This window comes from Curvibacter microcysteis (assembly GCF_028649455.1).
Classification (GTDB): domain Bacteria; phylum Pseudomonadota; class Gammaproteobacteria; order Burkholderiales; family Burkholderiaceae_C; genus Curvibacter; species Curvibacter microcysteis.
This window is the reverse complement of the sequence record NZ_JAQSIO010000017.1, coordinates 1-24,414: the sequence shown is the minus strand read 5'-3', so window position 1 is coordinate 24,414 and position 24,414 is coordinate 1. Positions and strand designations below refer to the sequence as shown.

22 protein-coding genes and 1 tRNA gene are annotated in these 24,414 nt (G+C 66.1%); 14 read left to right on the top strand and 9 right to left on the bottom strand.

The genetic code is table 11. The features are described 5' to 3' along the window. Positions 1-149 (top strand): FlhC family transcriptional regulator (locus PSQ39_RS21630; RefSeq protein ID WP_273929715.1); only part of this gene is annotated, 149 nt, incomplete at its 5' end. A gap of 108 nt (positions 150-257) precedes the next feature. On the opposite strand, the gene PSQ39_RS21625 is transcribed toward PSQ39_RS21630, so the two are convergent. From PSQ39_RS21625 to PSQ39_RS21615, 3 genes are all read right to left on the bottom strand, one after another. Beyond that, positions 258-794 (bottom strand): FlgO family outer membrane protein, encoded by a 537-nt coding sequence (locus PSQ39_RS21625; protein WP_273929714.1) that lies wholly within the window; start codon positions 792-794, stop codon positions 258-260. Continuing rightward, positions 791-1,507: a hypothetical protein gene (locus PSQ39_RS21620; RefSeq protein ID WP_273929713.1), complete on the bottom strand. Its 717-nt coding sequence runs from the start codon at positions 1,505-1,507 to the stop codon at positions 791-793. Before PSQ39_RS21620 ends, PSQ39_RS21625 begins: the two co-directional genes overlap by 4 nt. Before the next feature lie 111 nt (positions 1,508-1,618). Next, positions 1,619-2,128: an Lrp/AsnC family transcriptional regulator gene (locus PSQ39_RS21615; RefSeq protein WP_273929712.1), complete on the bottom strand. Its 510-nt coding sequence runs from the start codon at positions 2,126-2,128 to the stop codon at positions 1,619-1,621. A gap of 206 nt (positions 2,129-2,334) precedes the next feature. On the opposite strand from PSQ39_RS21615, the gene PSQ39_RS21610 reads away from it, so the two are divergent. Together PSQ39_RS21610 and PSQ39_RS21605 are read left to right on the top strand one after the other, a co-directional pair. Beyond that, positions 2,335-3,351, top strand: a complete 1,017-nt coding sequence (locus tag PSQ39_RS21610; protein ID WP_273929711.1) for a 1-aminocyclopropane-1-carboxylate deaminase — start codon at positions 2,335-2,337, stop codon at positions 3,349-3,351. Positions 3,352-3,523: 172 nt separating this feature from the next. Next, positions 3,524-4,498: a Bug family tripartite tricarboxylate transporter substrate binding protein gene (locus PSQ39_RS21605; protein WP_273929710.1), complete on the top strand. Its 975-nt coding sequence runs from the start codon at positions 3,524-3,526 to the stop codon at positions 4,496-4,498. Positions 4,499-4,581: 83 nt separating this feature from the next. Here the strand turns inward: PSQ39_RS21605 and yccS are convergent, their stop codons facing one another. Both yccS and ppc read right to left on the bottom strand, forming a co-directional pair. Continuing rightward, positions 4,582-6,915: a YccS family putative transporter gene (yccS, locus tag PSQ39_RS21600; protein ID WP_273929709.1), complete on the bottom strand. Its 2,334-nt coding sequence runs from the start codon at positions 6,913-6,915 to the stop codon at positions 4,582-4,584. A gap of 89 nt (positions 6,916-7,004) precedes the next feature. Beyond that, a complete protein-coding gene (gene ppc, locus PSQ39_RS21595; RefSeq protein WP_273929708.1) occupies positions 7,005-9,827 on the bottom strand; it encodes a phosphoenolpyruvate carboxylase in 2,823 nt (940 codons plus the stop codon). A 129-nt stretch (positions 9,828-9,956) separates the two neighbouring features. Between ppc and hemC the strand changes: the two genes are divergently transcribed. The 7 genes from hemC to PSQ39_RS21560 all read left to right on the top strand — a co-directional run bounded on the left by hemC (position 9,957) and on the right by PSQ39_RS21560 (position 16,231). Next, positions 9,957-10,892, top strand: a complete 936-nt coding sequence (gene hemC, locus PSQ39_RS21590; RefSeq protein WP_273929707.1) for a hydroxymethylbilane synthase — start codon at positions 9,957-9,959, stop codon at positions 10,890-10,892. A 48-nt stretch (positions 10,893-10,940) separates the two neighbouring features. Next, positions 10,941-11,774, top strand: a complete 834-nt coding sequence (locus PSQ39_RS21585) for a uroporphyrinogen-III synthase (protein ID WP_273929706.1) — start codon at positions 10,941-10,943, stop codon at positions 11,772-11,774. Beyond that, positions 11,771-12,895 (top strand): uroporphyrinogen-III C-methyltransferase, encoded by a 1,125-nt coding sequence (locus tag PSQ39_RS21580; protein WP_273929705.1) that lies wholly within the window; start codon positions 11,771-11,773, stop codon positions 12,893-12,895. The genes PSQ39_RS21585 and PSQ39_RS21580 overlap by 4 nt, the downstream gene beginning before the upstream one ends. 13 nt (positions 12,896-12,908) lie before the next feature. After that, a complete protein-coding gene (locus PSQ39_RS21575) occupies positions 12,909-14,189 on the top strand; it encodes a heme biosynthesis protein HemY (protein WP_273929704.1) in 1,281 nt (426 codons plus the stop codon). Between the two features lie 167 nt (positions 14,190-14,356). Continuing rightward, positions 14,357-14,932, top strand: a complete 576-nt coding sequence (locus PSQ39_RS21570; RefSeq protein ID WP_273929703.1) for a cytochrome b — start codon at positions 14,357-14,359, stop codon at positions 14,930-14,932. A gap of 79 nt (positions 14,933-15,011) precedes the next feature. Further along, the gene (locus PSQ39_RS21565; RefSeq protein WP_273929702.1) at positions 15,012-15,590 is read left to right on the top strand and encodes a YceI family protein; all 579 of its coding nucleotides are present in this window, start codon (positions 15,012-15,014) and stop codon (positions 15,588-15,590) included. Between the two features lie 65 nt (positions 15,591-15,655). Continuing rightward, the gene (locus PSQ39_RS21560) at positions 15,656-16,231 is read left to right on the top strand and encodes a YceI family protein (protein WP_273929701.1); all 576 of its coding nucleotides are present in this window, start codon (positions 15,656-15,658) and stop codon (positions 16,229-16,231) included. Between the two features lie 113 nt (positions 16,232-16,344). Here PSQ39_RS21560 and PSQ39_RS21555 read toward each other — a convergent pair whose 3' ends face one another. Beyond that, positions 16,345-17,439, bottom strand: a complete 1,095-nt coding sequence (locus tag PSQ39_RS21555; RefSeq protein ID WP_273929700.1) for an adenylate/guanylate cyclase domain-containing protein — start codon at positions 17,437-17,439, stop codon at positions 16,345-16,347. Between the two features lie 222 nt (positions 17,440-17,661). Here PSQ39_RS21555 and PSQ39_RS21550 point away from each other — a divergent pair, with 222 nt between their 5' ends. The 3 genes from PSQ39_RS21550 to galU all read left to right on the top strand — a co-directional run bounded on the left by PSQ39_RS21550 (position 17,662) and on the right by galU (position 22,237). Continuing rightward, entirely contained in the window at positions 17,662-18,285 is a 624-nt protein-coding gene (locus tag PSQ39_RS21550) for a VOC family protein (RefSeq protein WP_273929699.1), read from the top strand. Between the two features lie 156 nt (positions 18,286-18,441). Beyond that, positions 18,442-21,345, top strand: coding sequence for a valine--tRNA ligase (locus PSQ39_RS21545; protein ID WP_273929698.1), 2,904 nt, complete (start codon positions 18,442-18,444; stop codon positions 21,343-21,345). 1 nt (position 21,346) lies between these two features. Then, on the top strand, positions 21,347-22,237 hold the full coding sequence (galU, locus tag PSQ39_RS21540; protein WP_273929697.1) for a UTP--glucose-1-phosphate uridylyltransferase GalU: 891 nt from the start codon (positions 21,347-21,349) through the stop codon (positions 22,235-22,237). A 153-nt stretch (positions 22,238-22,390) separates the two neighbouring features. On the opposite strand, the gene PSQ39_RS21535 is transcribed toward galU, so the two are convergent. The 3 genes from PSQ39_RS21535 to cysM all read right to left on the bottom strand — a co-directional run bounded on the left by PSQ39_RS21535 (position 22,391) and on the right by cysM (position 24,222). Beyond that, positions 22,391-22,618 (bottom strand): sulfurtransferase TusA family protein, encoded by a 228-nt coding sequence (locus PSQ39_RS21535; protein ID WP_273929696.1) that lies wholly within the window; start codon positions 22,616-22,618, stop codon positions 22,391-22,393. Between the two features lie 69 nt (positions 22,619-22,687). Beyond that, positions 22,688-23,221 carry an NUDIX hydrolase gene (locus PSQ39_RS21530; RefSeq protein WP_273929695.1) on the bottom strand — a complete coding sequence of 178 codons (534 nt, stop codon included), beginning with the start codon at positions 23,219-23,221 and terminating at the stop codon, positions 22,688-22,690. Between the two features lie 98 nt (positions 23,222-23,319). After that, positions 23,320-24,222: a cysteine synthase CysM gene (gene cysM / locus PSQ39_RS21525; RefSeq protein WP_273929694.1), complete on the bottom strand. Its 903-nt coding sequence runs from the start codon at positions 24,220-24,222 to the stop codon at positions 23,320-23,322. Positions 24,223-24,262: 40 nt separating this feature from the next. Between cysM and PSQ39_RS21520 the strand changes: the two genes are divergently transcribed. Further along, positions 24,263-24,347: transfer RNA gene (locus tag PSQ39_RS21520), tRNA-Leu, on the top strand. The last annotated feature ends 67 nt before the right edge of the window (positions 24,348-24,414 follow it).

Genomic DNA, 24,414 nt, shown 5'->3' with positions numbered 1-24,414 from the left:
ACATGCTCACCATGACCGCCTGCTCCAAATGCACCGGCAAGTTCGTCACCGAACCCTATGAAAACGCACGCCACTTCCTTTGCGGCCTGTGCAACCCGCCCGCCCGCGCCGGCAAGAGCAAGGCCAGCGGCGCGCTGATGGTGCACTGAGTCCCCCCGACCAGCCCCCATGCAAAAGCCCCGGACGCTGCGGCGTCGCGAGGCTTTTGCATGGGGGCGCCAAGGCGGCGGCACACGCGCCCACCAGAAGCCCCGGGCTCAGCGCAGCAAGCCCTTGATGTTGGTGTCCAGCGGCATGGCGTAGTCGTGTGCCGACAGCACCACGTTGCCCTCGGGCAGCACCAGCTTGACGCTCAGGTACAGCATCTTGCTGGACTGGGTGTAGGTGCCCACGATGACGGCCTGGGCCTCCTGGGTCTGGCTGATTTCACGCACCTCACGCGACAGCAACAAAGCGCCCTGGGTCTGCTTCATGAACAGGCTCTCGCGCAGCTTGAGTTCCTTGACCAGGTAACCCCGCTGCGCCAGGCGGCTGCCCACCAATTCGGAGAACAAGCGCCCCAGGCGCGAGGACTCGGTCAAAACCTCCAAATTCACAAAGGTCGCCACCAGCAGCGGCTGCTTGCGGTCCAGTTGCAGGCCCTCCAGCAAGGCGTCGGCGGCCTTGTAATTGGCATCAATCACATCGGTGCGCACATCCGGGTCCACCGGCGGGGTGGAAGAGCAGGCGGCCAGCACAGCCCCCAGGCCGGCGACCAGGCCCAGGTTCAAGCATCGACGGCGTGCGTGACTCATGGGCCCACCACCTTCCAGTTGCGCGTGGGGGGCGTGGCCGGGACCGCCGCCACCGGTGCGGCGGGCGGCTTGGGCACATACAGGCTGCTGTCATCGCGCTCGATGTAGTACACATCAGCGGTGCGAGCCAGGAAAGTGTCTTCACGCTCCAGCGAGGTGGTGATCAGCACCTCGGTACGGGTTGGTCCCCCAGCCGCGCGGCCATCGAGCGCGATGCGCGTGGCGTCGCCCAGAGCGGCCAGACCCAGCACGCTGCCCACATAACTGGTGGTGCTGTGGGCATAGGTGAACAGGTCGCGCGCCACTGAAACCCCCCCGCCCAAGCCCACCAGGGGCGTCGGGTTGGCATTGCCCACCTGGCTGCCGTGTTCGACCAACTGGGTTTCAAAGCGCACCACCAGCGGGCCGGGTTGCCGGGTCACGATGGCGCCATGGTTGACCAAGCGGGTCAACAGCAGCTCACGAAAGCCCTGGTTGAACGAGCCCGCGGGCGCCTGCACCAGGTACACCGGCGGCAGGGCCATGGGGTAGCTGCGAATCTTGTCAGCGATGCGCTTGGCCACGTCGTCGGCCAGCACATCCCAGTGCTGCACCGAGCGGGCTTTCTTTTGGCTGCTGGCCTCGTAGTTGTCGGCGCGGGGCACGTCCAGCGTGCTGCAGCCGCCCAGCAGAGCGCCACCCAGCAAGAGCGGGATCCAACAGGCTTGGTTCATGCGGGCACACCTTTCCACGAAATGCATCGGTCTTGATGCTACTGCGCGGTGCGCGCGGGCATCGCCCGAACAGGGGCGACTTCCCAGCCCAGTTCTGGTGCGCCGCAGGGTTCACAAAGGCAGCTGCGTGGTGGACAGCACCTGCTTGAGCCCCATGAAGGAGCGGATCTGCCGCACCCCGGGCAGGTACAGCAATTGCTCTGCATGCAACTGGTTGAAGCTCTCGCTGTCGCGGGTGCGCACCAGCATGAAGTAGTCGAACTCGCCCGTGACCACATGGCACTCCATGCAGCCCGAGATGCGTGCCGCCGCTTTCTCGAACGCGGCAAAGGAGTCGGGCGTGGAGCGGTCCAGCACCACGCCGATCAGCACCACCATGCCAGCGCCCAAGGCTTTGGGGTCGAGCAAGGCCACGGTGCGCTGGATCAGGCCGGCTTGGCGCAGGCGTTCGACCCGGCGCAGGCAGGCTGGCGGACTCAGATGCACCAGGGCCGCCAGCGCCACATTGGACAGCGAGGCGTCTTTTTGCAGCAGTTTGAGGAGCGCCCGATCGGTGCGATCCAACTCCGTCAAGGGGGGCTCAGAAAGCACACTCTCATCACGAACTTTTGTTGCACACATTTGTTTTTCAAAGCATTAAAGAAAAGTACTTTTCATCTTAACTCCAACTAAACGCCAATTAATTCAATTATCTTGCAACCCTGTTAACTCAGCATTTTCATAGGATTGTCACACCAGAAACGCTTCTCTGGAGACCCCAAAAACCCAGGTGCCGGGGTCCTCTTGAAGCGCTGGCCCCAGACCATTTCCAACTGCCCTCGACGACCATGAACCTGCAGAAATTCCCCCGCCACGCGCTGACCTTCGGCCCGACCCCGATCCAGCCCCTGCCACGCCTGAGCGCCCACCTCGGGGGCAAGGTCCACCTCTACGCCAAGCGCGAGGACTGCAACAGCGGCCTGGCCTTCGGCGGCAATAAGACCCGCAAGCTGGAATACCTGATTCCCGAAGCCTTGGCCGGTGGCTACGACACCCTGGTGTCGATCGGCGGCATCCAGTCAAACCAGACCCGCCAGGTGGCCGCCGTGGCAGCCCACCTGGGCCTCAAGTGCGTGCTGGTGCAGGAGAACTGGGTCAACTACTCCGACGCCGTGTACGACCGCGTGGGCAACATCGAAATGTCCCGCATCATGGGCGCCGATGTGCGACTGGACGCGGCGGGCTTTGACATCGGCATCCGCCCCAGCTGGGAGCAGGCCATGGAAGACGTGCGCAAGGCGGGCGGCAAGCCCTACCCCATCCCCGCCGGCTGCTCCGAGCACCCCTACGGCGGCCTGGGCTTTGTCGGCTTCGCCGAGGAAGTGCGCGCCCAAGAAGCGGAGCTGGGCTTCAAGTTCGACTACATCGTGGTCTGCTCGGTGACCGGCAGCACCCAGGCCGGCATGGTGGTGGGCTTTGCCGCCGATGGCCGCGCTCGCCGCGTGATCGGCATCGACGCCTCGGCCAAGCCCGAACAAACCCACGCGCAAATCCTGCGCATCGCGCAGAACACCGCCAAGCTGGTGGAACTGGGCCAAGAGCTGACCGCCGAAGACGTGGTGCTCGACACCCGCTATGGCGGCCCCGAGTACGGCCTGCCCAGCGAAGGCACGCTGGAAGCCATTCGCCTGTGCGCACGCCAGGAAGCGATGCTCACCGACCCGGTCTACGAGGGCAAATCCATGCACGGGATGATCGACATGGTGCGCAACGGCGAGTTCCCCGAAGGCTCGCGCGTGCTCTACGCCCACTTGGGCGGTGTGCCAGCCCTCAACGCCTACAGCTTCCTGTTCCGCAACGGTTGACCCCCCAAGGGCCCGCAGAGGCCCTGCCCCCCTGACGGCGCGCCCTCCCTCAGACGGCGCGGCCCCACAAAGGAGACGACTGACTCACCCCGCAGCCCGGCCTGGCGAACGCACGCGCCAGGTCTGGCGTGAACGCCGCCCTAGAGCGGCCCCTCTCTGATGTGGATGTGCCATGACCCTTAGCAAACGCCATTTCGTCCAGGCCCTGGCCGCCTCCGTGCTGCCTTGGCAAGCCGCCCATGCCAACGCGTTTCCGGCCAAGCCGGTGCAGTTGGTGATTCCGTTCCCACCTGGAGGCGCCACCGATGTGGTGGGTCGCCTGGTGGCCAAAAAGCTGGGCCCGCGACTGGGTCAGCCCATCGTGATCGAGAACAAGGCCGGCGCCGGCACCGTGGTCGGTGCGGCCATGGTGGCCAACGCGGCCCCTGACGGCTACACCTTGCTGCTCAGCTCGGGCTCCACCTTCACCCTCAACCCCGCCCTCAACCCGCGCCTGCCCTACGACCCGGTGCGCAGCTTCGAGCCCATCGGCGGCGTGGCCCGTGTGCCCCTGGTGTTGCTGGCCAACCCGGGTGTGCCGGTGCAAAACCTCAAGCAACTGGTCAGCGCGGTGCGCCAGGCTCCCGACAAGTACGTGTACGGTTCCTTCGGCACCGGCACCACTTCGCACTTTGCTGGCGAACTGATGTGGCAGTCGCTGGGCATCAAGCTGCTGCATGTGCCTTACAAAGGCAGCGCGCCAGCCATGAGCGACCTGATGGGCGGCCAGATCCCCTTCACCGTCGACACCGTGGCGGCGGCCCTGCCGCAGTTGAAGGCGGGCCGCATCAAGGCGCTGGCGGTGACCGGCCCCAAGCGCTCCCCCATGCTGCCCGAGGTGCCCACGGTGGCCGAATCCAGCAGCCCCGACTTTGCCTTTGACTCCTGGCTGGCCTTGATGGCCCCGCGCGGCCTGCCCGCCGAGGCCCGCAACCGCCTGCAGACCGCCCTGGCCGAAACCTTGGCCGACCCCGAGCTGCGCGACCAGCTCAACAACGCCGGGGTGCAAAAAGAATGGTCCTCCGCCCAGGCCGTGGCCAGCCTGATCGACGACGAGCTACCCCGCATGCGGGCCATTGCCGTGCGCGCCAACATCCGCGCGGAGTGAGCCCCAGCGCCCAGCGCCCGCCCGGCTGGGGGCACCAGCCACGGTCGCTGCGCGGGCCAATTCAGCCCTGAAACGCCTGCGCCTCAGTCCGCCGCACTGGGGCGTGCGCGCAGCGACTTCGCCTGTTCGGCCAGCGTGGGCAGCAAACGCAGGGCCAAAGACAGCTGCGCGCGCAGCACCGGGCTGGCGGCGGGCTCGGGCAAGTCTCCGCCAGAGCCCACGGCCTCGTCCCCTGCGCTCACATCGCCCTCGGCCAAGGCCAACAAAAGGGGCGCCAAAGCCGGGTCAGGTTGGGGCGCCCAAGCCCCCTGCCCCTCCAACGCCTGGGCCAGGCCATCCAGGGAGTCCAAGATCAGCGCCACAGCCTCGGCCGGCGCGCCTGTCAAACGGGCCGCGCTGCCCGCATGGCGGTGCGCCCCCAAGGCCGACAGGTAATTCAGCAAGGTGTGGCACTGCACCAGCAAGCGCATACCGGCCTTGCCGTTGCGGCGCAGGTAAGCGGGCTCGACAAACACCTCGGTCATGGCGTTGGACAAGGCCGCATCCGCGTTGTGTGCATTGCGCCGCGCTAGGCGGTAGGCCAGGTGGTCTTGCTTGCCCGATTGGTACTGGGTCGTGATCTCGCGCAGGTAGTCGGCCTGGCTGCGCAAGGCCCGTGCCGCCAGACGCGGCAGCTGGCGCGACTGCCAGCTGGGCAGCACCAGCCACACCGACAAGCCAGCGATCAGGCTGCCAATCAAGGTGTCCACCAGACGCGGCAAGATCAGGTCAAAACCATTGCCCACCTGGTTGAAGGCCAGCAACACCAGGGCCGTGATGGCCGCCGAAGCCACCGTGTAGCGAATCTGCCGCGTGGCCACAAACACCACGCCCGCCACCACCGTGAAGGTCGACTGCAGCAACACGCCCGGGAACAGCGTCAACAACGCCCAACCCACCACCAGGCCCAGCACCGTCCCGGTGACGCGCTGGCCCAGGCGACGCAAGGTGTCCCCGTAGTAGGGACGGCAAACAAAGACGATGGTCAGCAAGATCCAGAAACCGTGCTCATCGCCCGACCACTCCATCCAGGCAAAGCCCGCGATCAGGGCCACGGCCAAACGCAAGCCATGGCGCAACAGCGGCGAGGACCAGCGAGCCTGGGCCCGCACGCGCGCCCAGGCGTCCGCCCAGTCGCGCGGGTTGCGGTCCAACAAGCGCGTGTCGGTGGGTGACTGGGGCGCGCCCAGCGGCGCCAAGGCCCCAGCCAGCACCCGCCCCATGCCGGCCAAATTGGCAGCCAGGGAGCGCAGGGAACGCAGCGCGGCAGCGGCGGGCGCGCCCTCCGCCGCCGTGGCCGACGCCAACAACTCGGCCTGGGCCAGCGCCGCCACGCGCGCGTCGGGCAAGGCTTCGAGCCGGGCGATGGCGCCGTCCAGGTCTTCCAATGCACGCGTCAGTTCGGCACCGCGCTCGGCTGACTTTTGGCCCCGCAACTGCCCAGCCAGCCACAGGCATTCCAGGCCCACCAGGGCCAGCACGCGCTGGCAGCGGTACAGCACGTCGCTGTGAAAAAACACCTGCGACAGCTGTTCATAGTGCGCGTGGGAGGAGCTGGCCCGCTCATGCAAATCCTGGGCGACCAGGTACTGGGCAAAGGTCTGGCGCAGCCACAGGGCGCCCGCCTGGGCCCCAGCGCCAGGGGGTTGACGGCTGAACAGGCTCTCCTTGGTGTCGTTCAAGGCCTGCACCACACGGCCGTTTTGCAGCGCCAGGCCGATGCGGCGGCGCTCCAAATCCACACCACGCACCGGCTCGAACAAGCGGGCCTTCAAACGCAGGTACTCGCCCAGGGCCTCGTACAAGGCGGCCAGGTTTTGCCGCACCTGCAGGCGCGGAAACAGCGCGGCCCACAGCACCGAAATCAGGCCATACCAGGCAGCGCCCGCCAGCAACAGCAAGGACCCTGTCATATGCCCCCCAGGCTCGGGCCGACCGTCGGCGGCCGCATGGGCCGACAGCGCCGCGTACAGGCCCAGGATCAGCGTGGCCGAGGAAATGGCGCGGTAGCGCTCGCCCAGCGCGCCCAGCAAGGCCAGGCCCACGGCGGCCACGGCCAGCACCAGCATCAGGCCCACAGGGTGGCTCAGGGTGAGCTGCACCGCCAGCGCCATGCCCGTGAAACACAGCAAGGTGGTCAGCTGGGCGCGCAAGCGGCCGCGCCAGCTGTCGTCGGTCTCGGCCAAGGCGCTGGCGTTCACGCCCAGCACCAGCGGGATCACCGTCGCGGCGTCATCCAACCACCAGGCCAGGCCCATCACACAGACCAGCGCGATCAGGGGCTTGACCCCCCGCAGCAAAAAATGGTGCTGCCAGTGCGCAGGCCAGCCCGACGCCCCACCCGATTGCCAACCCCATTGCCACACTGGCCCCACCATGATTCATCACCTTCCACGAGATCCCAAAAACAGAACAGGCCCCAACGGCCTGTTCTGTTTCACTGCAAGTTGCGCGCCAGTATCGCCGCTCAGCCCGTGTTGCGCAGGCCCGCCGCGATGCCGTTGATGGAAATATGAATCCCGGTCTGTACGCGCTCATCGCCGCCACCGGCACGGTAGCGCCGCACCAATTCGACCTGCAGGTGGTGCAGCGGGTCGATGTAGGGGAAGCGATGGCGAATCGAGCGCGCCAGCGCTTCGTTGTGGGCCAGCCGCTGCTTGTCGCCAGTGATCAAGGTCAGGGCTTCGGCGGTGCGGTGCCATTCGCTTTCAATGGCGGTGAAGATCTTCTTGCGCAGGCGCGAATCGCTGACCAGCTCGGCGTAGCGCGAAGCCAGGGCCAGATCGCTCTTGGCCAGCACCATGTCCATGTTGGACAGCAAGGTGCGGAAAAAGGGCCACTGGCGGTACATCTTCTGCAGCAAGGCCAGGGCCTCTTTGCGACCGTCCTTGCCGGCCGGTGCCGGGCGGGCCAAAAAGCCCTCGACCGCCGAGCCAAAGCCATACCAACCCGGCAGGGTCAGGCGGCACTGCCCCCAGCTGAAGCCCCAGGGAATGGCGCGCAGGTCTTCAATGCGCTGGCTGGCCTTGCGCGAGGCAGGGCGCGAGCCGATGTTGAGCTCGGCGATTTCGCGAATCGGGGTCGAGCCGAAGAAGTAGTCCGTGAAGCCGGGGGTCTCGTACACCAAGGCCCGGTAGGCGCCCATGCTGGCCTGCGACAGCTCGGCCGCGGCCTGGTGGAAGGCCTTGGTCGCGGGCTTGGTCGGCTGCAGCAGCGTGGCCTCCAGGGTGGCGGCGACCAGGGTTTCCAGGTTGCGCCGGCCAATCTCGGGGTTGGCGTATTTGGAGCCGATCACCTCGCCTTGCTCGGTCAGGCGGATCTGCCCGCGCACCGTGCCCGGTGGCTGGGCCAGGATGGCCTGGTAGCTGGGGCCGCCGCCACGCCCCACTGTGCCGCCCCGACCGTGGAACATGCGCAGCTGGATGCCGTGGCTGCCGGCCAGTTCTTCAAACAGGTCGACCAGCGCAATCTCGGCGCGGTACAGCTCCCAGTTGCTGGTGAAGATGCCGCCGTCCTTGTTGCTGTCGGAGTAGCCCAACATGATGTCTTGCTCGGCGCCGCTGCGCTGCACCAGCTCGGCCATGCCCGGCAACGCGTAGAACTCGCGCATGATGGGCGCGGCATTGCGCAGGTCTTCGATGGTCTCGAACAAGGGCACCACGATCAGGTCGCTGACCGCGCCGCCTTGGCCCTCGGCGGTGGGGTCTTGCAGCAAGCCGCGCAGCAGGCCCACCTCTTTTTGCAGCAACTGCACCTCGAGCAAATCGCTCACGGTTTCGGTGTGGCTGATGATGTAGTGGCGGATCGCCTCATGGCCGTAGCGCTCGCGCATGCGGCGCGCGGTTTCAAAAATGGCCAACTCGCCCTGGGTGTGGGCCGAGTACTCGGCGCCCATCACACGCAGCGGTCGCGCGTCATTGAGCAGCTTGACCAGCAAGGCCCGCTTGGCCGCTTCTTCGAGGCTGCTGTAGGCGGGCTCGATGCGCGCGGTGGCCAGCAACTCGGCCACCACTTCCTCGTGCTTGTCCGAGCTTTGGCGCAAATCGACCGTGGCCAGGTGAAAGCCAAACACCTCGACCGCACGGATCAGCGGGTGCAGCCGGCCATTGACCAGGGACTCGCCGTGGTGAGCGCGCAGCGAAGCCTCGATGACGCGCAGGTCGGCCAGGAAAGCGGCCGAGTTGGCATAGGCGTTTTGCGGCGCCACGGCGTGGCGCGCGGCCTCGCCCCCGGTCAGGTCACGCAGGCTGGCGGCCAGGCGCGCATAGATGCCGGTGAGGGCGCGCCGGTAGGGCTCGTCCAGGCGGTGCTCATTGGTGTCGGGCGAGCGGTTGGCCAGGTCCAGCATGTCGGGCGTGACGCCGATCAGGCGCGCCGACATGGAGAGTTCTCCGCCCAGGTAGTGCACCTCGGTCAGGTAGTGGCGCAGCGCCACTTCGGCCTGGCGCTTGAGGGCGTACTCAAGTGTGGCGGCGCTGACATTGGGGTTGCCGTCGCGGTCACCGCCAATCCACTGACCCATGCGGAAGAAGCTGGCCACCGGGTGGTTGCCCAGCTCTCGCTCCAGGTCGGCGTAGAGCTTGGGGATCTCGCGCAGGAAGGTGGCTTCGTAGTAGCTCAGCGCGTTTTCAATCTCATCGGCCACGGTGAGCTTGGAAAAGCGCAGCAGCCGGGTGTGCCACAGCTGCATGACGCGGGCGCGCAGCAGGCCTTCGTTGGCGGCCAGCTCGCGTGGGGTCAGCGCGTCCTTGGAGGTGTTGTAGAGCTGGGCACGCACCTTGATGTCGTCGCGCGCCGTCAGCAGTTGGGCGATGTCGCGCTCGGCGTCCAGGATGCTCTTGCGCTGCACCTCGGTCGGGTGGGCGGTGAGCACGGGCGAGACATAGCTCTGCGCCAGGGTTTGCGAAATGGTCTTGGGCGCAATGCCGGCCCAGCGCAGGCGCGCCAGAGCGACTTCGATGCTGCCTTCCTGGGTGTCGCCGGCGCGCTCGTGCACGGTGCGACGGCGGATGTGGTGGCGGTCCTCGGCCAGGTTGGCCAAGTGACTGAAGTAGGTGAAGGCGCGGATCACACTCACCGTCTGGTCGCCGCTCAAGGACTTGAGCAGCTTCTTGAGTGCACGGTCGGCCTCTTGATCGGCATCGCGGCGAAAGGCGACCGACAGCTTGCGCACCTGTTCCACCAGCTCATAGGCCGCCACGCCCTCTTGCTCGCGGATCACGTCGCCAAGAATGCGCCCCAGAAGGCGGATGTCGTCAATCAGGGGCTGGTCCTTGTCGGAACGTTTCATGCGTCGGTCTCCATAGGGGTGTGGCGGGCGCTCATGGGCCAGACGCGCCGGGTCTCAGGCGGGGCGCTGGCGTGCTGCGGGGCATGCTAGCATCCAAGACCCCTCAAAGATTACAAAAAGGTTACGACCTTGAGCAAGCCAGCCTTCCCCATTGTGATAGCCACCCGTGAGAGCCGACTGGCCCTGTGGCAAGCAGAACATGTGAAGGCGCGACTGCAAGCGCTGGGCCACCCGGTGACGCTGCTGGGCATGACCACCAAGGGCGACCAAATCCTCGACCGCTCGCTGTCCAAAGTTGGCGGCAAGGGCCTGTTTGTCAAAGAGCTGGAAGTGGCTCTGGAAGAAGGCCGTGCCGACATCGCCGTGCACTCGCTCAAAGACGTGCCCATGGACCTGCCCGAGGGCTTCGAGTTGGCCTGCGTGATGGAGCGCGAAGACCCACGCGACGCCTTCGTATCACCCCAGTACGCCTCCCTGCAAGACCTGCCCGAAGGCGCTGTGGTCGGCACCTCCAGCCTGCGCCGCACCGTGCTGCTGCGAGCGCTGCGGCCGGACCTGCGCATCGAGCCACTGCGGGGCAACCTGGACACCCGTTTGAAGAAGCTGGACGACGGCCACTATGCCGGCATCGTGCTGGCCGCCGCCGGCTTGAAGCGCCTGGGCCTGGGCGCACGCGTGCGCCATGAATTTGCCCCCGACAGCATGCTGCCCGCCGCCGGCCAAGGGGCTTTGGGCATCGAGATTCGCAGCGGCCGTCCCGAGTTGCGCGCCGCCCTGGCCCCGCTGGCCGACCACACCAGTTGGCTCACCGTCACGGCCGAGCGCGCCGTCAGCCGCACCATGGGCGGCAGCTGCTCCATGCCCTTGGCCGCCCACGGCCAGTGGCAAGGCGATGAGCTGGTGCTGCACGCGGCCTGGGGCGAGCCCGACAGTGCCTCCACCGCGCTGATCCGCGCCAGCAGCCGCCGACCCGTGGCGGACCTGGCCAGTGCCGCCGACCTGGGTGAAGAAGTGGCCGAGCTGCTGCTGGCCGCGGGCGCACGCCGCGCCACCATCAACGGCTGAGTGACGGTGCTGCCGGCGCTGCCCGGCCGCGCCCTGACCCGACACCCCATGCCCTCCCCCCGCGCGCCCCGCCCCCGTGTGCTGGTCACCCGCCCCGAGCCCGAGGCCAGCGCTTGGGTGGCCCAGTTCACGGCGCGGGGTCTGGATGCGGTGGCGCTGCCCCTGATTGAAATCGCGGCCCCCCGAGCCATGCTGGCGGCTGACGTCTCGGCCTGGCCCGCTGAGCCGAACAGCCCCTGGCGCGCGCTGATGTTTGTCAGCGGCCATGCAGTGCAGCACTTCATGGCCAGCCCCGACGCGGCGGCCTGCCTGGCCCACAGCCGCTGCTGGGCCCCTGGCCCTGGCACGGCGCGGGCGCTGCGCGCGGCCGGGGTGCCGGCGAGCCAAATTGACAGCCCGGGCGCCGAGGCGCGGCAGTTCGACTCCGAAAGCCTTTGGCAACAGGTGCAGGGCCAGGTCCAAGCTGGCGACCGCGTGCTGATCGTGCGCGGTGTGGACGCCCCCGCCGAGGCCGAGGCCCCCCTGCCGCCGGAGCGCGCCGGCAGCGGCTCCGGCCGCGAGTGGTTGAGCCAGCGCGTGCGCGACGCCGGTGGCACGGTGGCACACCGCGTGGTCTATGAACGCCGCCCCCCCGCCGCCAACCCAGCCCGGCAGGCGCTGGCGCGGCAAGCGGCCCGCGATGGCAGCTGGTGGTTGTTCAGCAGCTCCGAGGCCATTCGCCACCTGCAGGACTGGCTGCCCGGCCAAGACTGGCGCGCGGCGCGCGCCCTGGTCACCCACCCGCGCATTGGTGAGGCGGCCCAATCCGCGGGCTTTGGACGCATTCAAGCCACCCGCCCGACGCTGGAAGACGTGGCTGCGTCGATAGAATCAAGCTCATGAGCTCCGTGCCCCCGAATCCCCCCGCGCCCCACCCGGCCCCCGAGACCGCTGGCAGCCCTTCGCTGGCGCCCAGCCAGCCCAGCGGCAGCAACCCGCGCCTGGGCTCGCCCCTGACCTGGGCCGCCTTGGCCGTGGCTGGGGTGGCCTTGCTGGCCAGTGTGTCGCTGTGGCAGCGCCTGGGGCACTTGCAAGAACAACTGGCCCGGCAAAGCGCCGACAGCGGCAACCAGGCAGTGGAGGCCCGCACCCTGGCCCGACAGGCTCAGGAGCTGGCGCGCGACGCCACCGCCCGCGTCACCCTCAACGAAACCCGGCTCAGCGAGGTCGCGCTGCAACGCACCCAGCTCGAAGAGCTGATGCAAAGCCTGTCGCGCTCGCGTGACGAGAACCTGGTGGTGGACATCGAGTCCGCACTGCGCCTGGCGCAGCAACAAGCCCAACTCACCGGCAGCGTCGAGCCGCTGCTGGCGGCCCTCAAGACGGCGGAGCAACGCATCGCACGGGCCGCCCAACCGCGCCTGGCCCCTCTCCAACGCGCCATTCAGCACGACACCGACCGCATCAAAACCGCCAGCGTGACCGACACCCCTGGCCTGCTGTCGCGCTTGGACGAGTTGGCGCGTCAGGTGGACGAACTCCCCGTGCTCAACGCCGTGGCCCTGGTGCCTGGCAACCGCGCCCTGTCGGCCTCTACGGGGGCAGGCTCCGCCAAGACCGCCCCCGCCAGCGCCGCCAGCCAGGCCCAGGACTGGTGGGAGAACGCGCTGCAAAAAAGCTGGGGCTTGGTGCGCGACGAAGTCCGCAACCTGGTCCGTGTGAGCCGCATCGACCAACCCGAGGCCGCCTTGCTGGCGCCAGAACAAAGCTTCTTCCTGCGCGAAAACCTCAAACTCAAGCTGCTCAATGCACGCTTGGGCGTGCTGGCGCGGCAAACCGAGTCGGCCCGCGCCGACCTGGCGGCCGCCGCCGTGCTGATCAACAAGTACTTTGACCCCGCCTCGCGCCGCACCCAGGTGGCCGCCACACTGATGCAGCAACTGCAAGGCCAGCTGCGCGCGGTCGAACTGCCGCGCCTGGATGAAACCCTGACCGCGCTGGCCACCGCCGCCGCAGGTCGCTGAGGAGGTCTGCCCCATGCGCGCTGCCCTCTGGTTCCTGGCCCTGTTCGGCGTGGCCGTCGCCGTGGCCCTGTTCGCTGGCAACAACCAGGGCACGGTGACCGTGTTCTGGCCCCCTTACCGGGTGGATCTGTCGCTCAACATGGTGCTGCTCCTGCTGGTGGGCGGCTTTGTGGTGCTGCACGCCGCCTTGCAGGCCCTGGCTGCCTTGTTTGAAATGCCGCAGCAGGCCCGCCGTTGGCGCCTGCAGCAAAAAGAGCGCGCCATGCATGGCGCCTTGCTCGACGGCATGACCCACCTGCTGTCGGGCCGCTTCGTGCGCGCCAGCAAGGCCGCTGAGGCCGCGCTGGCCCAACAGCTGTCTCTGCAAGGCACGGCCCAGTACAACGGTCCGGGCACCCAGTTGCGCACCTTGGCCCATTTGGTGGCCGCCGACGGCGCCCACGCCCTGCAGGACCGAAGCCGGCGCGACGAGCACCTGAGCCAAGCCCTGGCTGAAACGGCCCCCCGCCAGAATGCCCAGGCGGCCGAGCTGCACGACGGGGCCTTGCTGCGCAGTGCCCGCTGGACCCTGGACGACCGCGATGCCAGCGGCGCCCTGGCGCGCCTGGAAGAACTGCCCCATGGCGTGGCCCGGCGGACCATCGCACTGCGCACCCGCCTCAAGGCCGCACGGCTGGCAGGACAGAACCAGGAAGCCCTGGAGACGGCACGGCTGCTGGCCAAGCACCGCGCCTTCTCCGCCACGGCCGCCCACAGCCTGGTGCGTGGCTTGGCGACCGAGTTGCTCAACACCGCCCACGACCCCGCGCAATTGCAGCAGGTCTGGCAAGGCCTGGACCCCCAAGAACGCCAGATGCCCGAACTGGCTTTGCAGGCGGCGCAGCGCCTCACCCGACTGGGGGGGGATGACGGCCTGGCCCGTGCGTGGCTGCTGCCCGTTTGGGAGCGCATGGTCGGTGTGCCTGACGGTTTGTCAGAGCACCTGCAACAGCGGCTCATCGAAGTGCTGGAGACCAGCATGGAGTCCTTGGATGGCCCGTGGCTGGCCCGCATCGAAGCGGCCCATAAGGCCAATCCCCGCCACGCAGGCCTGCAGTACCTGGCGGGCATGGCCTGCCTGAAGCGTCAGCTCTGGGGCAAGGCCCAACAACTGCTGACCCAGTCGACCCACCACCTGGGCGCAGGCGTGCTGCGGCGCAATGCCTGGCGGGCCTTGGCCTTGTTGGCCGAGCAACGCGACGACGCTGCCGCCGCCGCCGAGGCCTGGAAGCAGGCGGCCCTGAGCACCCCCTGAGCACGGCCGTTCGCCCGCCTCAGGGCAACCATGCATTCAATTTTTTTGAATCGAAGCATCAATCAAGCTGAAACCGTTTCAGAAGTCTGTTTCCTACACTGAGCGCAGTTCAGGAACTTGTTGCGGGTCAATGAGTCCACTACGCAATGTCAACAACAGGCTAACAAATGGCTTCTAACAATTCGCCAACGGTTGAATCACCCGCCCGATACAGCGGTGTCGCCATGCTGCTGCACTGGGTACTGGGCTTGGCATTGGTCACCATCTTCTGCGTCGGTCTGTACATGGCCGACCTGCCCTTCTCACCTCAGCGTCTGAAGCTCTACAACTGGCACAAGTGGGCCGGCGTGAGCATCCTGGCCCTGTCGGTGCTGCGTTTGCTGTGGCGCCTCAGCCACCGCCCACCCGCCCTGCCACAGGCCGTCGAAGCTGCCATGCCCGCCTGGCAGCGGGCGGCCCACCATGGCACCCACCACCTGCTGTACCTGCTGTTCTTTGCCGTGCCGCTGCTGGGCTGGGCCTACAGCTCGGCTGCGGGCTTCCCCATCGTGCTGTTCGGTCAGTTCCCACTGCCGGATTTCATCGGCGCCGACAAGGCCCTGTCCGAGCTGATCAAGCCCTGGCACGCCGCCAGCGCCTGGGCCCTGGCCGCGCTGGCCGCCCTGCACGTGGCAGCCGCCTTGAAGCACCAGATCATCGACCGCGACCGCTTGATCAACCGTATGCTGCCGGGGCGGGGCTGAACCCCTGGCCTGCGGCATCCGCACACCCACTTGACCTTTTTTTCATGCGACCCAAGGGGGTCGCGACAGGAGATGAGCCATGACTTTCACCACCACCCGTTCCGCTGTCACCCTGGCTTTGCTGGGCCTGGGCCTGATGGGCGCAGCCGCCCACGCTGACCAAAAGCTGGTGCCGGCGCAAAGCGAAATCGTTTTTGTGAGCAAGCAAATGGGCGTGCCCGTGGAAGGCCGCTTCAAGAAGTTCGACGCGCAGATCGCCTTCGACCCGGCCAAACCCGAAGCCAGCAAGATCGCCATGACCGTGGACATCGCCAGCGCCACGCTGGGCGTGCCTGAGACCGACGCCGAGCTGCCCAAGGCCCCGTGGTTCAACACCGCCAAGTTCCCGCAAGCGACCTTCCAATCCACCTCGGCCAAGGGCCTGGGCGGCGGCAAGTTCGAAATCGCCGGCAAGCTGAGCATCAAGGGCAATGTGCAAGACGTGCATTTCCCGATCACCCTGACGCAAAGCGGCGCCAACACGGTCGCCAGCGGCGTGCTGCCCATCAAGCGCCTGGCCTTCAAGATTGGTGAAGGCGAATGGGCCGACACCGGCATGGTCGCCGACGACGTGCAAGTCAAGTTCAAGTTCGCCCTGAGCGGCGTCAACAAGTTCTAAGCCCTGCTCCGCGCTGGGTTCGTTTTTTCCCCTGCTGTTCCTTGTTCTCAACTGGAGTTTCAACCATGCGTTCTTCCCTCATCGCTCTGGCCGCTTTGGCTGCCCTGGCTTCTGGCGTGGCCCAAGCCGAGCCGGCCACCTACGCCATCGAGCCCACCCACACCTTCGCCAACTTCGAAATCGGCCACTTTGGCGCCGCCATGAACCGTGGCCGTTTCGACAAGAAAGAAGGCTCGGTGCAGCTGGACAAGGCCGCCAAGACCGGCAAGGTGGAGATCACCTTTGAAACCGCTTCGATCAACACCGGCACCCCGGCTTTCGACAAGCACCTGCAAAGCGCCGACCTCTTCAACGCCGCCCAATTCCCCAACTTCAAGTTCGTGGGCGACAAGTTCAGCTTCAACGGCGACAAGGTCACCGAAGTGGCTGGCACCCTGACCCTGCTGGGCAAGACCAACCCGGTCACCCTGAAGGCCAACCAATTCAACTGCTACCAAAGCCCCATGCTCAAGCGTGAAGTCTGCGGCGGCGACTTCGAAGCCACCATCGACCGCACCCAATGGGGCCTGAACTACGGCGTGGACTGGGGCTTCCCCAAGAACGTGCTGCTGCGCTTGCAAGTTGAAGCGGTCAAGCAATAAGCGGCTCGCCTGAGCAGCCCCTCCGGGGGCTCACCGCCCTTGTCACCCTGCGGGGTGACAGGGGCTTTTTTCATGGGCCGCGTCAGGTCTCAGCCACCCAGCAGGTGCGCGCCTCAGCCGCCGCGCGCCACCAGCAGCTGCACAAAGGTCTGTAGCTGGGCGCTGCTGTCGACACCGATGGCGGTGAACTCCAAACCCGCACGCCAACGCCCCTGGTGGGGCCGGCACTTGACCACTTTGGCGTAGACGTCGCTGACCAGAAAGTCCAGCAAACGCAGGCCAAACTCGAGCTTGAGCTCGGCAAACGGGGTCAAGGGCTGGTCCAGCTCCAATTGCAGGCCGTGGTAGCCAATGTCGAGAATGGTGGCCGACAGGGCCCTGGGCACGACCACCTTGTCCTGCAGCTCGTGCAGCACACAGGCCAGATTCACCTCCACACGGTGGCTGCGCCGCCCCTCGGTGCGCGGCACCCGCAAGCCCCGCGAAGGGATGGCCACCACCTCACGCACCCGCACCGGCTCGCTCTTGCCCTTGACATGCACCTCCATCGGGCCCGAGGCCTCGACCAGGTGCTGGCAACGCTCAAAGGTGTGTTCGCTGATGAGCACTTGGCCACGCAGGCTGAAGGACTCGATGCGCGAGGCCAGGTTCACCTCATCCCCAATCACCGTGTACTGCGAATAGGCGGCCGAGCCAAAGCGCCCGGCAATCACTTGGCCTGTGTTGATGCCAATGCCCATGTACAGCTCAGGCAGCCCCAGGTGCTGGTCTTCGTGGTTGAGGCGCTCCATGGCCTGCTGCATTTCCACGGCGCAGACCAGGGCGCGGTCCACGTCGTCAGGCCGCCCCTCAGGCGCCCCAAACAAGGCCATCACCGAGTCACCCATGAATTTGTCGATGGTGCCGCCGTGGCGCAGGATGACCTCACTCAGCACCGACAGGCAACGGTTCAGCAAAGCGATGATGACCCCAGCCGGCTGGGTCGCGGTCAAAGCCGTGAAGCCGCGCAAGTCAGCCAGCAAAACCGTCACCTCGCGCTGAGCCACCTCGGGCGTGCCCACGCCAGAGACCAAGTGCCCAGTCAGGGCCAAGAGCTCATTCATGGCGGCGGACGAGAGGCCCTGCCCTGTCTCGCGCAATAACAAGGTCTGCAAGCGCTGGCTCAGTTCGTTGGCGGCCGCGGGGGGAGATATGGAAATCAAAGTCATGCCAGAGAAGGCGCAGCCCGGGAGGGCAACCCGGTGACGAGGGGGTCTTGATTGTTCATTTCTACACATTATCGGAGGCACAAGCGCCACCGGGCAATCCCACCGCGCATGCCTGGAAGTCCTGGGACTTGGCACCCTCATGAAATTACGATAAAGTAAATCGATTACGCATTGTTAAACAACCCCGTTGCGCTGCCCCAAAGCGCACGCTTTGGAGACACCATGGCCCAGCCCCTGCCCAAGCAGCCCCCCTTGCCTGCCCCCGCCCCCATCCAGCAGCTGCACCACTACGCCTACAAAGCGCGGGATGCCGAGGAGACCCGTCACTTCTACGAAGACATCCTGGGCCTGCCGCTCTACCACATCATCCAGAGCGACTACGTGCCCAGCACTGGCGAGTACTGCCCCTACACGCACTTCTTCTTCCGGCTCCAGGACGGCTCCTTCATTGCCTTTTTTGACCTGGGCGATGACATCAAGCCCGAGCCTTCGCCCAACACCCCTTTGTGGGTGAACCACATCGCTTTCCGCGTCAACACCGAGCAAGAGCTGGAAAACACCAAAGCCCGCCTGCAAGCCCATGGCGTGGAGGTGCTGGGGGTGACCGACCACCACATCTTCAAAAGCATTTACTTCTTCGACCCCAATGGCATCCGCCTGGAACTGAGCGCCCAACTGGCCAACGACGCCGACATGGCCCGGGAGAGCACCACCGCACATCAACGTTTGAAGGCGTGGACCGCGCGCAAGGAACAATGGCGCCAAGAGCGCGCCGCAGGCCAAGTCGCCGCCCCCCTGAAGCCGCAGCACAACGACCGCCCGGAGTTCGTGCCTGGCCAGTCCTGAGGAGGCTGAGGGGGCTGATCCCTGCCCGCGTTGGCGCTGGCTCGGCGCGCTTTATGACGGCGGCGGCGTCAGCTCGGCCTGGGCCCGCTAAAATCAACGCCATCCTGCAACAGTCACCAGACGGCACCTCAGGGTGCCGTTTTCATTTCCCAGCCCATGAGCAACACCCCGGACAACGCCGCGCCCCAGACCGGCCTGAACAGCCTCTCCAAGTCGTTTGAACCTGCCGCCATCGAACAGCGCTGGGGCCCCTTGTGGGAGCAGCGCGGCTACGGCAAGGCCGGCGTGCGCGGCACGGGCGTGCCCGATGCGCAAGCCCCCTCCTTCGCCATCCAGCTGCCTCCCCCCAATGTGACGGGCACGCTGCACATGGGCCACGCCTTCAACCAGACCATCATGGACAGCCTCACGCGTTACCACCGCATGAAGGGCCACAACACGGTCTGGGTGCCCGGCACCGACCACGCCGGCATTGCCACGCAGATCGTGGTGGAGCGCCAGCTGCAAGAACAAAAACTCAGCCGCCACGACCTCGGCCGCAAGAACTTTGTCAGCAAGGTCTGGGAGTGGAAAGAAAAGTCCGGCAACACCATCACCACCCAGATGCGCCGCATGGGCGACAGCGTGGACTGGGGCCGTGAGTACTTCACCATGGACGACAAGCTCTCCGGCGTGGTGACCGAGACCTTTGTGCGTCTGTACGAGCAAGGCCTGATTTACCGCGGCAAGCGCCTGGTCAACTGGGACCCGGTGCTGATGTCGGCCGTGTCCGACCTGGAAGTCGAAAGCGAAGAGGAAGACGGCAGCCTGTGGCACATCGCCTACCCGCTGGCCGACGGCTCCGGCAGCCTGACCGTGGCCACCACCCGCCCCGAAACCCTGCTGGGCGACGTGGCCGTGATGGTGCACCCTGAGGACGAACGCTACACCGCGCTGATCGGCAAGACCGTGAAGCTGCCGCTGACCGACCGCGAGATCCCGGTGATTGCCGACGACTACGTGGACCGCGAGTTCGGCACCGGCGTGGTCAAGGTCACGCCCGCCCATGACCAGAACGACTACGCCGTGGGCCAACGCCATGGCCTGCCCATGATCTGCGTGCTGACCCTGGAAGCCAAGATCAACGACAACGCCCCCGCCAAGTACCAAGGCCTGGACCGCTTCGTGGCCCGCAAGGCCGTGGTGGCCGACCTGGAGGCCGCCGGCGCCCTGGTCGAGGTCAAGAAGCACAAGCTGATGGTGCCGCGCTGCACCCGCACCGGCCAGGTGATCGAGCCCATGCTGACCGACCAATGGTTTGTTGCCATGAGCAAGGTCAGCGAGCAAGACCCAACCGGCAAGTCGATCGCCCAGAAGGCCATCGACGCCGTGGCCAGTGGCGAGGTCAAGTTCGTGCCCGAGAACTGGGTCAACACCTACAACCAGTGGATGAACAACATCCAGGACTGGTGCATCAGCCGCCAGCTGTGGTGGGGCCACCAGATTCCGGCCTGGTACGACGAAGACGGCCAGGTCATCGTGGCCCGCAATGAAGCCGAAGCCCAGGCCAAGGCCCCGGGCAAGACCCTGCGCCGCGACGAAGACGTGCTCGACACCTGGTACTCGTCCGCGCTGGTGCCCTTCAGCACCATGGGCTGGCCTGATCAAACCGACGCGGCCACCGACGACTTCAACCTGTACCTGCCCAGCAGCGTGCTGGTGACGGGCTACGACATCATCTTCTTCTGGGTCGCCCGGATGATCATGATGACCACCCACTTCACGGGCAAGGTGCCGTTCAAGCACGTCTACATCCACGGCCTGGTGCGCGACGCCCAAGGCAAGAAGATGAGCAAGTCCGAAGGCAATGTGCTGGACCCGGTGGACCTGATCGACGGCATCTCGCTCGAGCCCCTGCTGGACAAGCGCACCACCGGCCTGCGCAAGCCCGAAACCGCCCCCCAGGTGCGCAAGAACACGCAAAAAGAGTTCCCTGAAGGCATCCCCGCCTACGGTGCCGACGCGCTGCGCTTCACCTTCGCGGCCCTGGCCTCGCTAGGCCGCAGCATCAACTTTGACAGCAAGCGCTGCGAGGGCTACCGCAACTTCTGCAACAAGCTCTGGAACGCAACCCGCTTCGTGCTGATGAACTGCGAAGGCCAGGACTGCGGCCTGATGGAGCACACCAAGGCCGACTGCTCGGTGGGCGGCAAGGCCCACGGCTACATGCACTTCAGCCAGGCAGACCGCTGGATCAGCTCGGTGCTGCAACAGGTCGAAGCCGACATCGCCAAGGGCTTCGAGGACTACCGCCTCGACAACGTGGCCAACCGCCTCTATGACTTCGTCTGGAACGAGTTCTGCGACTGGTACCTGGAAATCGCCAAGGTGCAGATCCAGACTGGCAACGAAGCCCAGCAGCGCGGCACCCGCCGCACCCTGATCCGCACGCTGGAAGCCATCCTGCGCCTGGCGCACCCGATCATCCCCTTCATCACCGAAGAGCTGTGGCAAATCGTGGCGCCGGTGGCCGGCTTGCCGGGCGAATCGATCAGCGTGACCCGTTACCCGGAAGCACAACCCGCCAAGATCGACCCCGATGCCATCGCCTATGTGGCCCGCCTGAAAGACCTGGTGGACGCTTGCCGCAACCTGCGCGGCGAGCTGGGCGTGTCGCCCGCGACCCGACTGCCGCTGTTGGCCCTGGCCAACAACGCCGACGAAGCCACATTCCTGCAACAGTCGGCACAAATACTGCAAGCACTGGCCAAGCTCAGCGAAGTCAAGCTGTTCGACGACGAGGCCGCCTGGGCCGCCGCCGCCCAAGCCGCACCGGTGGCGGTGGTGGGCCAAGCCCGGGTGTGCTTGTTTGTCGAGATCGACATCGAGGCAGAAAAAGCCCGCCTGAGCAAGGAAGCCGCTCGCCTGGAAGGTGAAATCACCAAGGCCAACGGCAAACTGTCCAACGAGGCCTTTGTGGCCAAGGCCCCGCCGGCCGTGATCGAGCAGGAGAAGAAGCGCGTGGCTGACTTCTCCACCAAGCTGGCCGGCATTCAAGATCAATTACGGAGGATGAGCTGAGATGAGTCAAACAATTCAAGCCGTGCGCAAGGCGGTGTTTCCTGTGGCGGGCCTGGGCACGCGTTTCCTGCCGGCCACCAAGGCCAGCCCCAAGGAAATGCTGCCGGTGGTCGACAAGCCCCTGATCCAGTACGCCGTGGAAGAAGCCCAAGCTGCGGGCATCAACCACATGATCTTTGTGACCGGCCGGGCCAAGCGCGCCATCGAAGACCACTTCGACACCGCCTATGAGCTCGAAGCCGAGCTCGAAGCCGCGCAAAAGCACGAAATGCTGGCCCTGGTGCGCTCGCTGCAACCGGCGGGCATGTCCTTCTCCTACGTGCGCCAACCGCGCTCGCTGGGCCTGGGCCACGCCGTGCTGTGCGCCGCCCACCTGGTCGGTGACGAGCCCTTTGCCGTGCTGCTGGCCGACGACTTGATGGCGGCACCCGCCGGCGGCAAGGCCATCATGGCGCAGATGACCGAGCAATTTGCCCAGCTCGGCGCGTCCATCCTCGCCGTGCAGGAAGTGCCCAAGGAACACGTGCGCCGCTACGGCATCGTGGTGGGCGAGCCGGCCGGCGAGCGCACGCTCAAGGTCAGCCACATCGTCGAAAAGCCCATGCCTGAAGTGGCCCCGTCGCGCATGGGCGTGGCAGGCCGCTACGTGCTGACCCCGGCCATCTTCGAGATGCTGCGCACCCAGCCCAAGGGCGCCGGTGGCGAGATCCAGCTCACCGACGCCATCGCCCGCCTGATGGCCAGCGAGCCGGTCTACGCCTGGCAATACGAAGGCAAGCGCTACGACTGCGGCAGCAAGGAAGGCTTCCTGGAAGCCACGGTGGAACTGGCCCTGCAACACCCGGAGGTGGGCGCGGGCTTCCGCAGCTACCTGAAGACGCTGAGCCTCTGATTTTCGCAGGCCTGCACCTGCGCGGCCTCTGTGCTGCGCCCAACAAAAAGCCGTCCCAGGGACGGCTTTTTGCATGGTGGCCAGCGGTGCTCTGGCAGGGGCGGAACGCGGATCAACCCCTCGGTTGAAGCAGCCGCCCCATCGGCCTGGGGCTCAACGGCGGCGCAGGATGTGGATGTAATCGGTGCCCAGGGTTTCTTGCCCCACCAACTCGTTGCCGGTCTGCTTGGCAAAGGCCTGAAAGTCACGCAAAGAACCCGGGTCGGTGGCCACGACGCGCAGCAACTGACCGCTCATCATGTCCGTCAAAGCCTTCTTGGCCTTGAGGATGGGCAGCGGGCAATTCAGCCCGCGGGTGTCGATTTCTTTTTGGATGTCCATCTGGGTTTCCTCAACTCGTGTGGGATTCTACGCAGGACGCCCGCCGCGCGATCGCCCCGCTGCAGCAACTCAGTCCTCGCGCCGGGGAAAGTCCATGAAACGAGGCTCAATGCCCCGCCCGCGCAGCCATTGCGCCAAGGCCAGGCCGGTGCCTGCTGGCCAGCACATGACGTCTTGCGGGTCCATCAATTTGTACTCGACCAGCTCGGGCGAGAGGCGAATCTCGCCATCAGCCACCGCGTGGTAGGTGATCAGCACCTGGTTCATGCGCTGAAACGCATGCACCCCCACCAGGTTCAGCGACAAGGTGTCGAGCTGGGTCTCTTCCTTGATCTCGCGCGCAATGCCTTCCTCGGGCGATTCACCGGCCTCCATGAAACCCGTGATCAGGGCAAACATGCGCCCCGACCAGGCCGCGTTACGCGCCAGCAGCACCTGGCCTCGGTACTCGACGATGGCCGCCAGCACCGGGGTGGGGTTGTTCCAGTGCGTCCACTGACAGGCGGGACAACGCAGGCGGGCCTTTTCGCCGCCATCTTCCATCTGGAGGGTCTCCGTCAGCGCACTGGCGCACTGCGGACAAAAACGGTAATGGCCACTCATGCCGGCACTCCTAGAGCCAAGGGTTGGACAGTCAACATCGAGACAGGGCTGGGCGGACGACGGCTCGCCCGCCGGGTCACAGGCTGGCGAGACCGGCCTCAGGCCGGGAAGACGCCTGTGGACAGGTAGCGGTCACCCCGGTCGCACACCACGAAGGCAATGGTCGCGTTTTCGCAGGTGCGCGCAATCTCCTGCGCGACCCAGCAAGCCCCCGCCGCGGAGATGCCCGCAAAAATACCCTCTTCGCGCGCCATGCGGCGGCAGGTTTCTTCCGCGTCGTCTTGGGACACATAGACCAGCTGGTCCACCAGGCTGGCGTCGTAAATGCTGGGCAGGTAGGCCTCTGGCCACTTGCGGATACCCGGGATGCGCGAGCCCTCGCTGGGCTGGGCCCCGATGATGCGCACCGCCGAATTCTTCTCTTTGAGGTAGCGCGCCACCCCCGTGATGGTGCCTGTGGTGCCCATGGCGCTCACAAAGTGGGTGATGCGGCCGCCGGTCTGCTCCCACAGCTCCGGGCCGGTCGTCTCGTAGTGGATGCGGGGGTTGTCGGCGTTGCCAAACTGGTCCAGCACCCGGCCCTTGCCGTCTTTTTGCATTTGCTCGGCCAGGTCGCGGGCGTATTCCATGCCGCCACTCTTGGGGGTGAGCAGCAGCTCGGCGCCAAAAGCCTTCATGGTCTGGGCGCGCTCGATGGACAGGTCCTCCGGCATGATCAGCACCATGCGGTAGCCGCGAATCGCCGCGGCCATGGCCAACGCGATGCCCGTGTTGCCCGAGGTGGCTTCGATCAAGGTATCGCCAGGCTGGATGTCGCCGCGCTCTTCAGCACGGCGGATCATGGACAGCGCGGGTCGGTCCTTGACCGAGCCCGCCGGGTTGTTGCCCTCCAGCTTGGCCAAAACCACGTTGCCCCGACGCTGGTTGTCGGCTACACCGAGACGCTGAAGCGCAATCAAAGGTGTTTTTCCGACGGCATCTTCAATAGTTGGGTATTTCATGCCCAACACTGTGCCATAATTTCGGTCTAGCGTTTTTTTTGCCCGGGTGGTGAAATTGGTAGACGCAGGGGACTCAAAATCCCCCGCCGCAAGGCGTGCCGGTTCGATTCCGGCCCCGGGCACCATTACAAATCAACGACTTGCGTTCGATTGATGGGTAAGAGCAAAAAAACGTTCCGCATCCGTTCACCG

What these genes read in the sequence shown, in the direction of transcription:
- yccS (WP_273929709.1), bottom strand. Translation starts at nt 6,915, where the DNA reads ATGGTGGGGCCAGTGTGGCAATGGGGTTGGCAATCGGGTGGGGCGTCG.
- PSQ39_RS21585 (WP_273929706.1), top strand. Translation starts at nt 10,941, where the DNA reads ATGCCCTCCCCCCGCGCGCCCCGCCCCCGTGTGCTGGTCACCCGCCCC.
- PSQ39_RS21560 (WP_273929701.1), top strand. Translation starts at nt 15,656, where the DNA reads ATGCGTTCTTCCCTCATCGCTCTGGCCGCTTTGGCTGCCCTGGCTTCT.
- PSQ39_RS21575 (WP_273929704.1), top strand. Translation starts at nt 12,909, where the DNA reads ATGCGCGCTGCCCTCTGGTTCCTGGCCCTGTTCGGCGTGGCCGTCGCC.
- PSQ39_RS21545 (WP_273929698.1), top strand. Translation starts at nt 18,442, where the DNA reads ATGAGCAACACCCCGGACAACGCCGCGCCCCAGACCGGCCTGAACAGC.
- PSQ39_RS21580 (WP_273929705.1), top strand. Translation starts at nt 11,771, where the DNA reads ATGAGCTCCGTGCCCCCGAATCCCCCCGCGCCCCACCCGGCCCCCGAG.
- PSQ39_RS21570 (WP_273929703.1), top strand. Translation starts at nt 14,357, where the DNA reads ATGGCTTCTAACAATTCGCCAACGGTTGAATCACCCGCCCGATACAGC.
- PSQ39_RS21555 (WP_273929700.1), bottom strand. Translation starts at nt 17,439, where the DNA reads ATGACTTTGATTTCCATATCTCCCCCCGCGGCCGCCAACGAACTGAGC.
- PSQ39_RS21620 (WP_273929713.1), bottom strand. Translation starts at nt 1,507, where the DNA reads ATGAACCAAGCCTGTTGGATCCCGCTCTTGCTGGGTGGCGCTCTGCTG.
- PSQ39_RS21550 (WP_273929699.1), top strand. Translation starts at nt 17,662, where the DNA reads ATGGCCCAGCCCCTGCCCAAGCAGCCCCCCTTGCCTGCCCCCGCCCCC.
- galU (WP_273929697.1), top strand. Translation starts at nt 21,347, where the DNA reads ATGAGTCAAACAATTCAAGCCGTGCGCAAGGCGGTGTTTCCTGTGGCG.
- PSQ39_RS21615 (WP_273929712.1), bottom strand. Translation starts at nt 2,128, where the DNA reads ATGTGTGCAACAAAAGTTCGTGATGAGAGTGTGCTTTCTGAGCCCCCC.
- PSQ39_RS21530 (WP_273929695.1), bottom strand. Translation starts at nt 23,221, where the DNA reads ATGAGTGGCCATTACCGTTTTTGTCCGCAGTGCGCCAGTGCGCTGACG.
- cysM (WP_273929694.1), bottom strand. Translation starts at nt 24,222, where the DNA reads ATGAAATACCCAACTATTGAAGATGCCGTCGGAAAAACACCTTTGATT.
- PSQ39_RS21605 (WP_273929710.1), top strand. Translation starts at nt 3,524, where the DNA reads ATGACCCTTAGCAAACGCCATTTCGTCCAGGCCCTGGCCGCCTCCGTG.
- PSQ39_RS21610 (WP_273929711.1), top strand. Translation starts at nt 2,335, where the DNA reads ATGAACCTGCAGAAATTCCCCCGCCACGCGCTGACCTTCGGCCCGACC.
- PSQ39_RS21625 (WP_273929714.1), bottom strand. Translation starts at nt 794, where the DNA reads ATGAGTCACGCACGCCGTCGATGCTTGAACCTGGGCCTGGTCGCCGGC.
- PSQ39_RS21565 (WP_273929702.1), top strand. Translation starts at nt 15,012, where the DNA reads ATGACTTTCACCACCACCCGTTCCGCTGTCACCCTGGCTTTGCTGGGC.
- ppc (WP_273929708.1), bottom strand. Translation starts at nt 9,827, where the DNA reads ATGAAACGTTCCGACAAGGACCAGCCCCTGATTGACGACATCCGCCTT.
- PSQ39_RS21535 (WP_273929696.1), bottom strand. Translation starts at nt 22,618, where the DNA reads ATGGACATCCAAAAAGAAATCGACACCCGCGGGCTGAATTGCCCGCTG.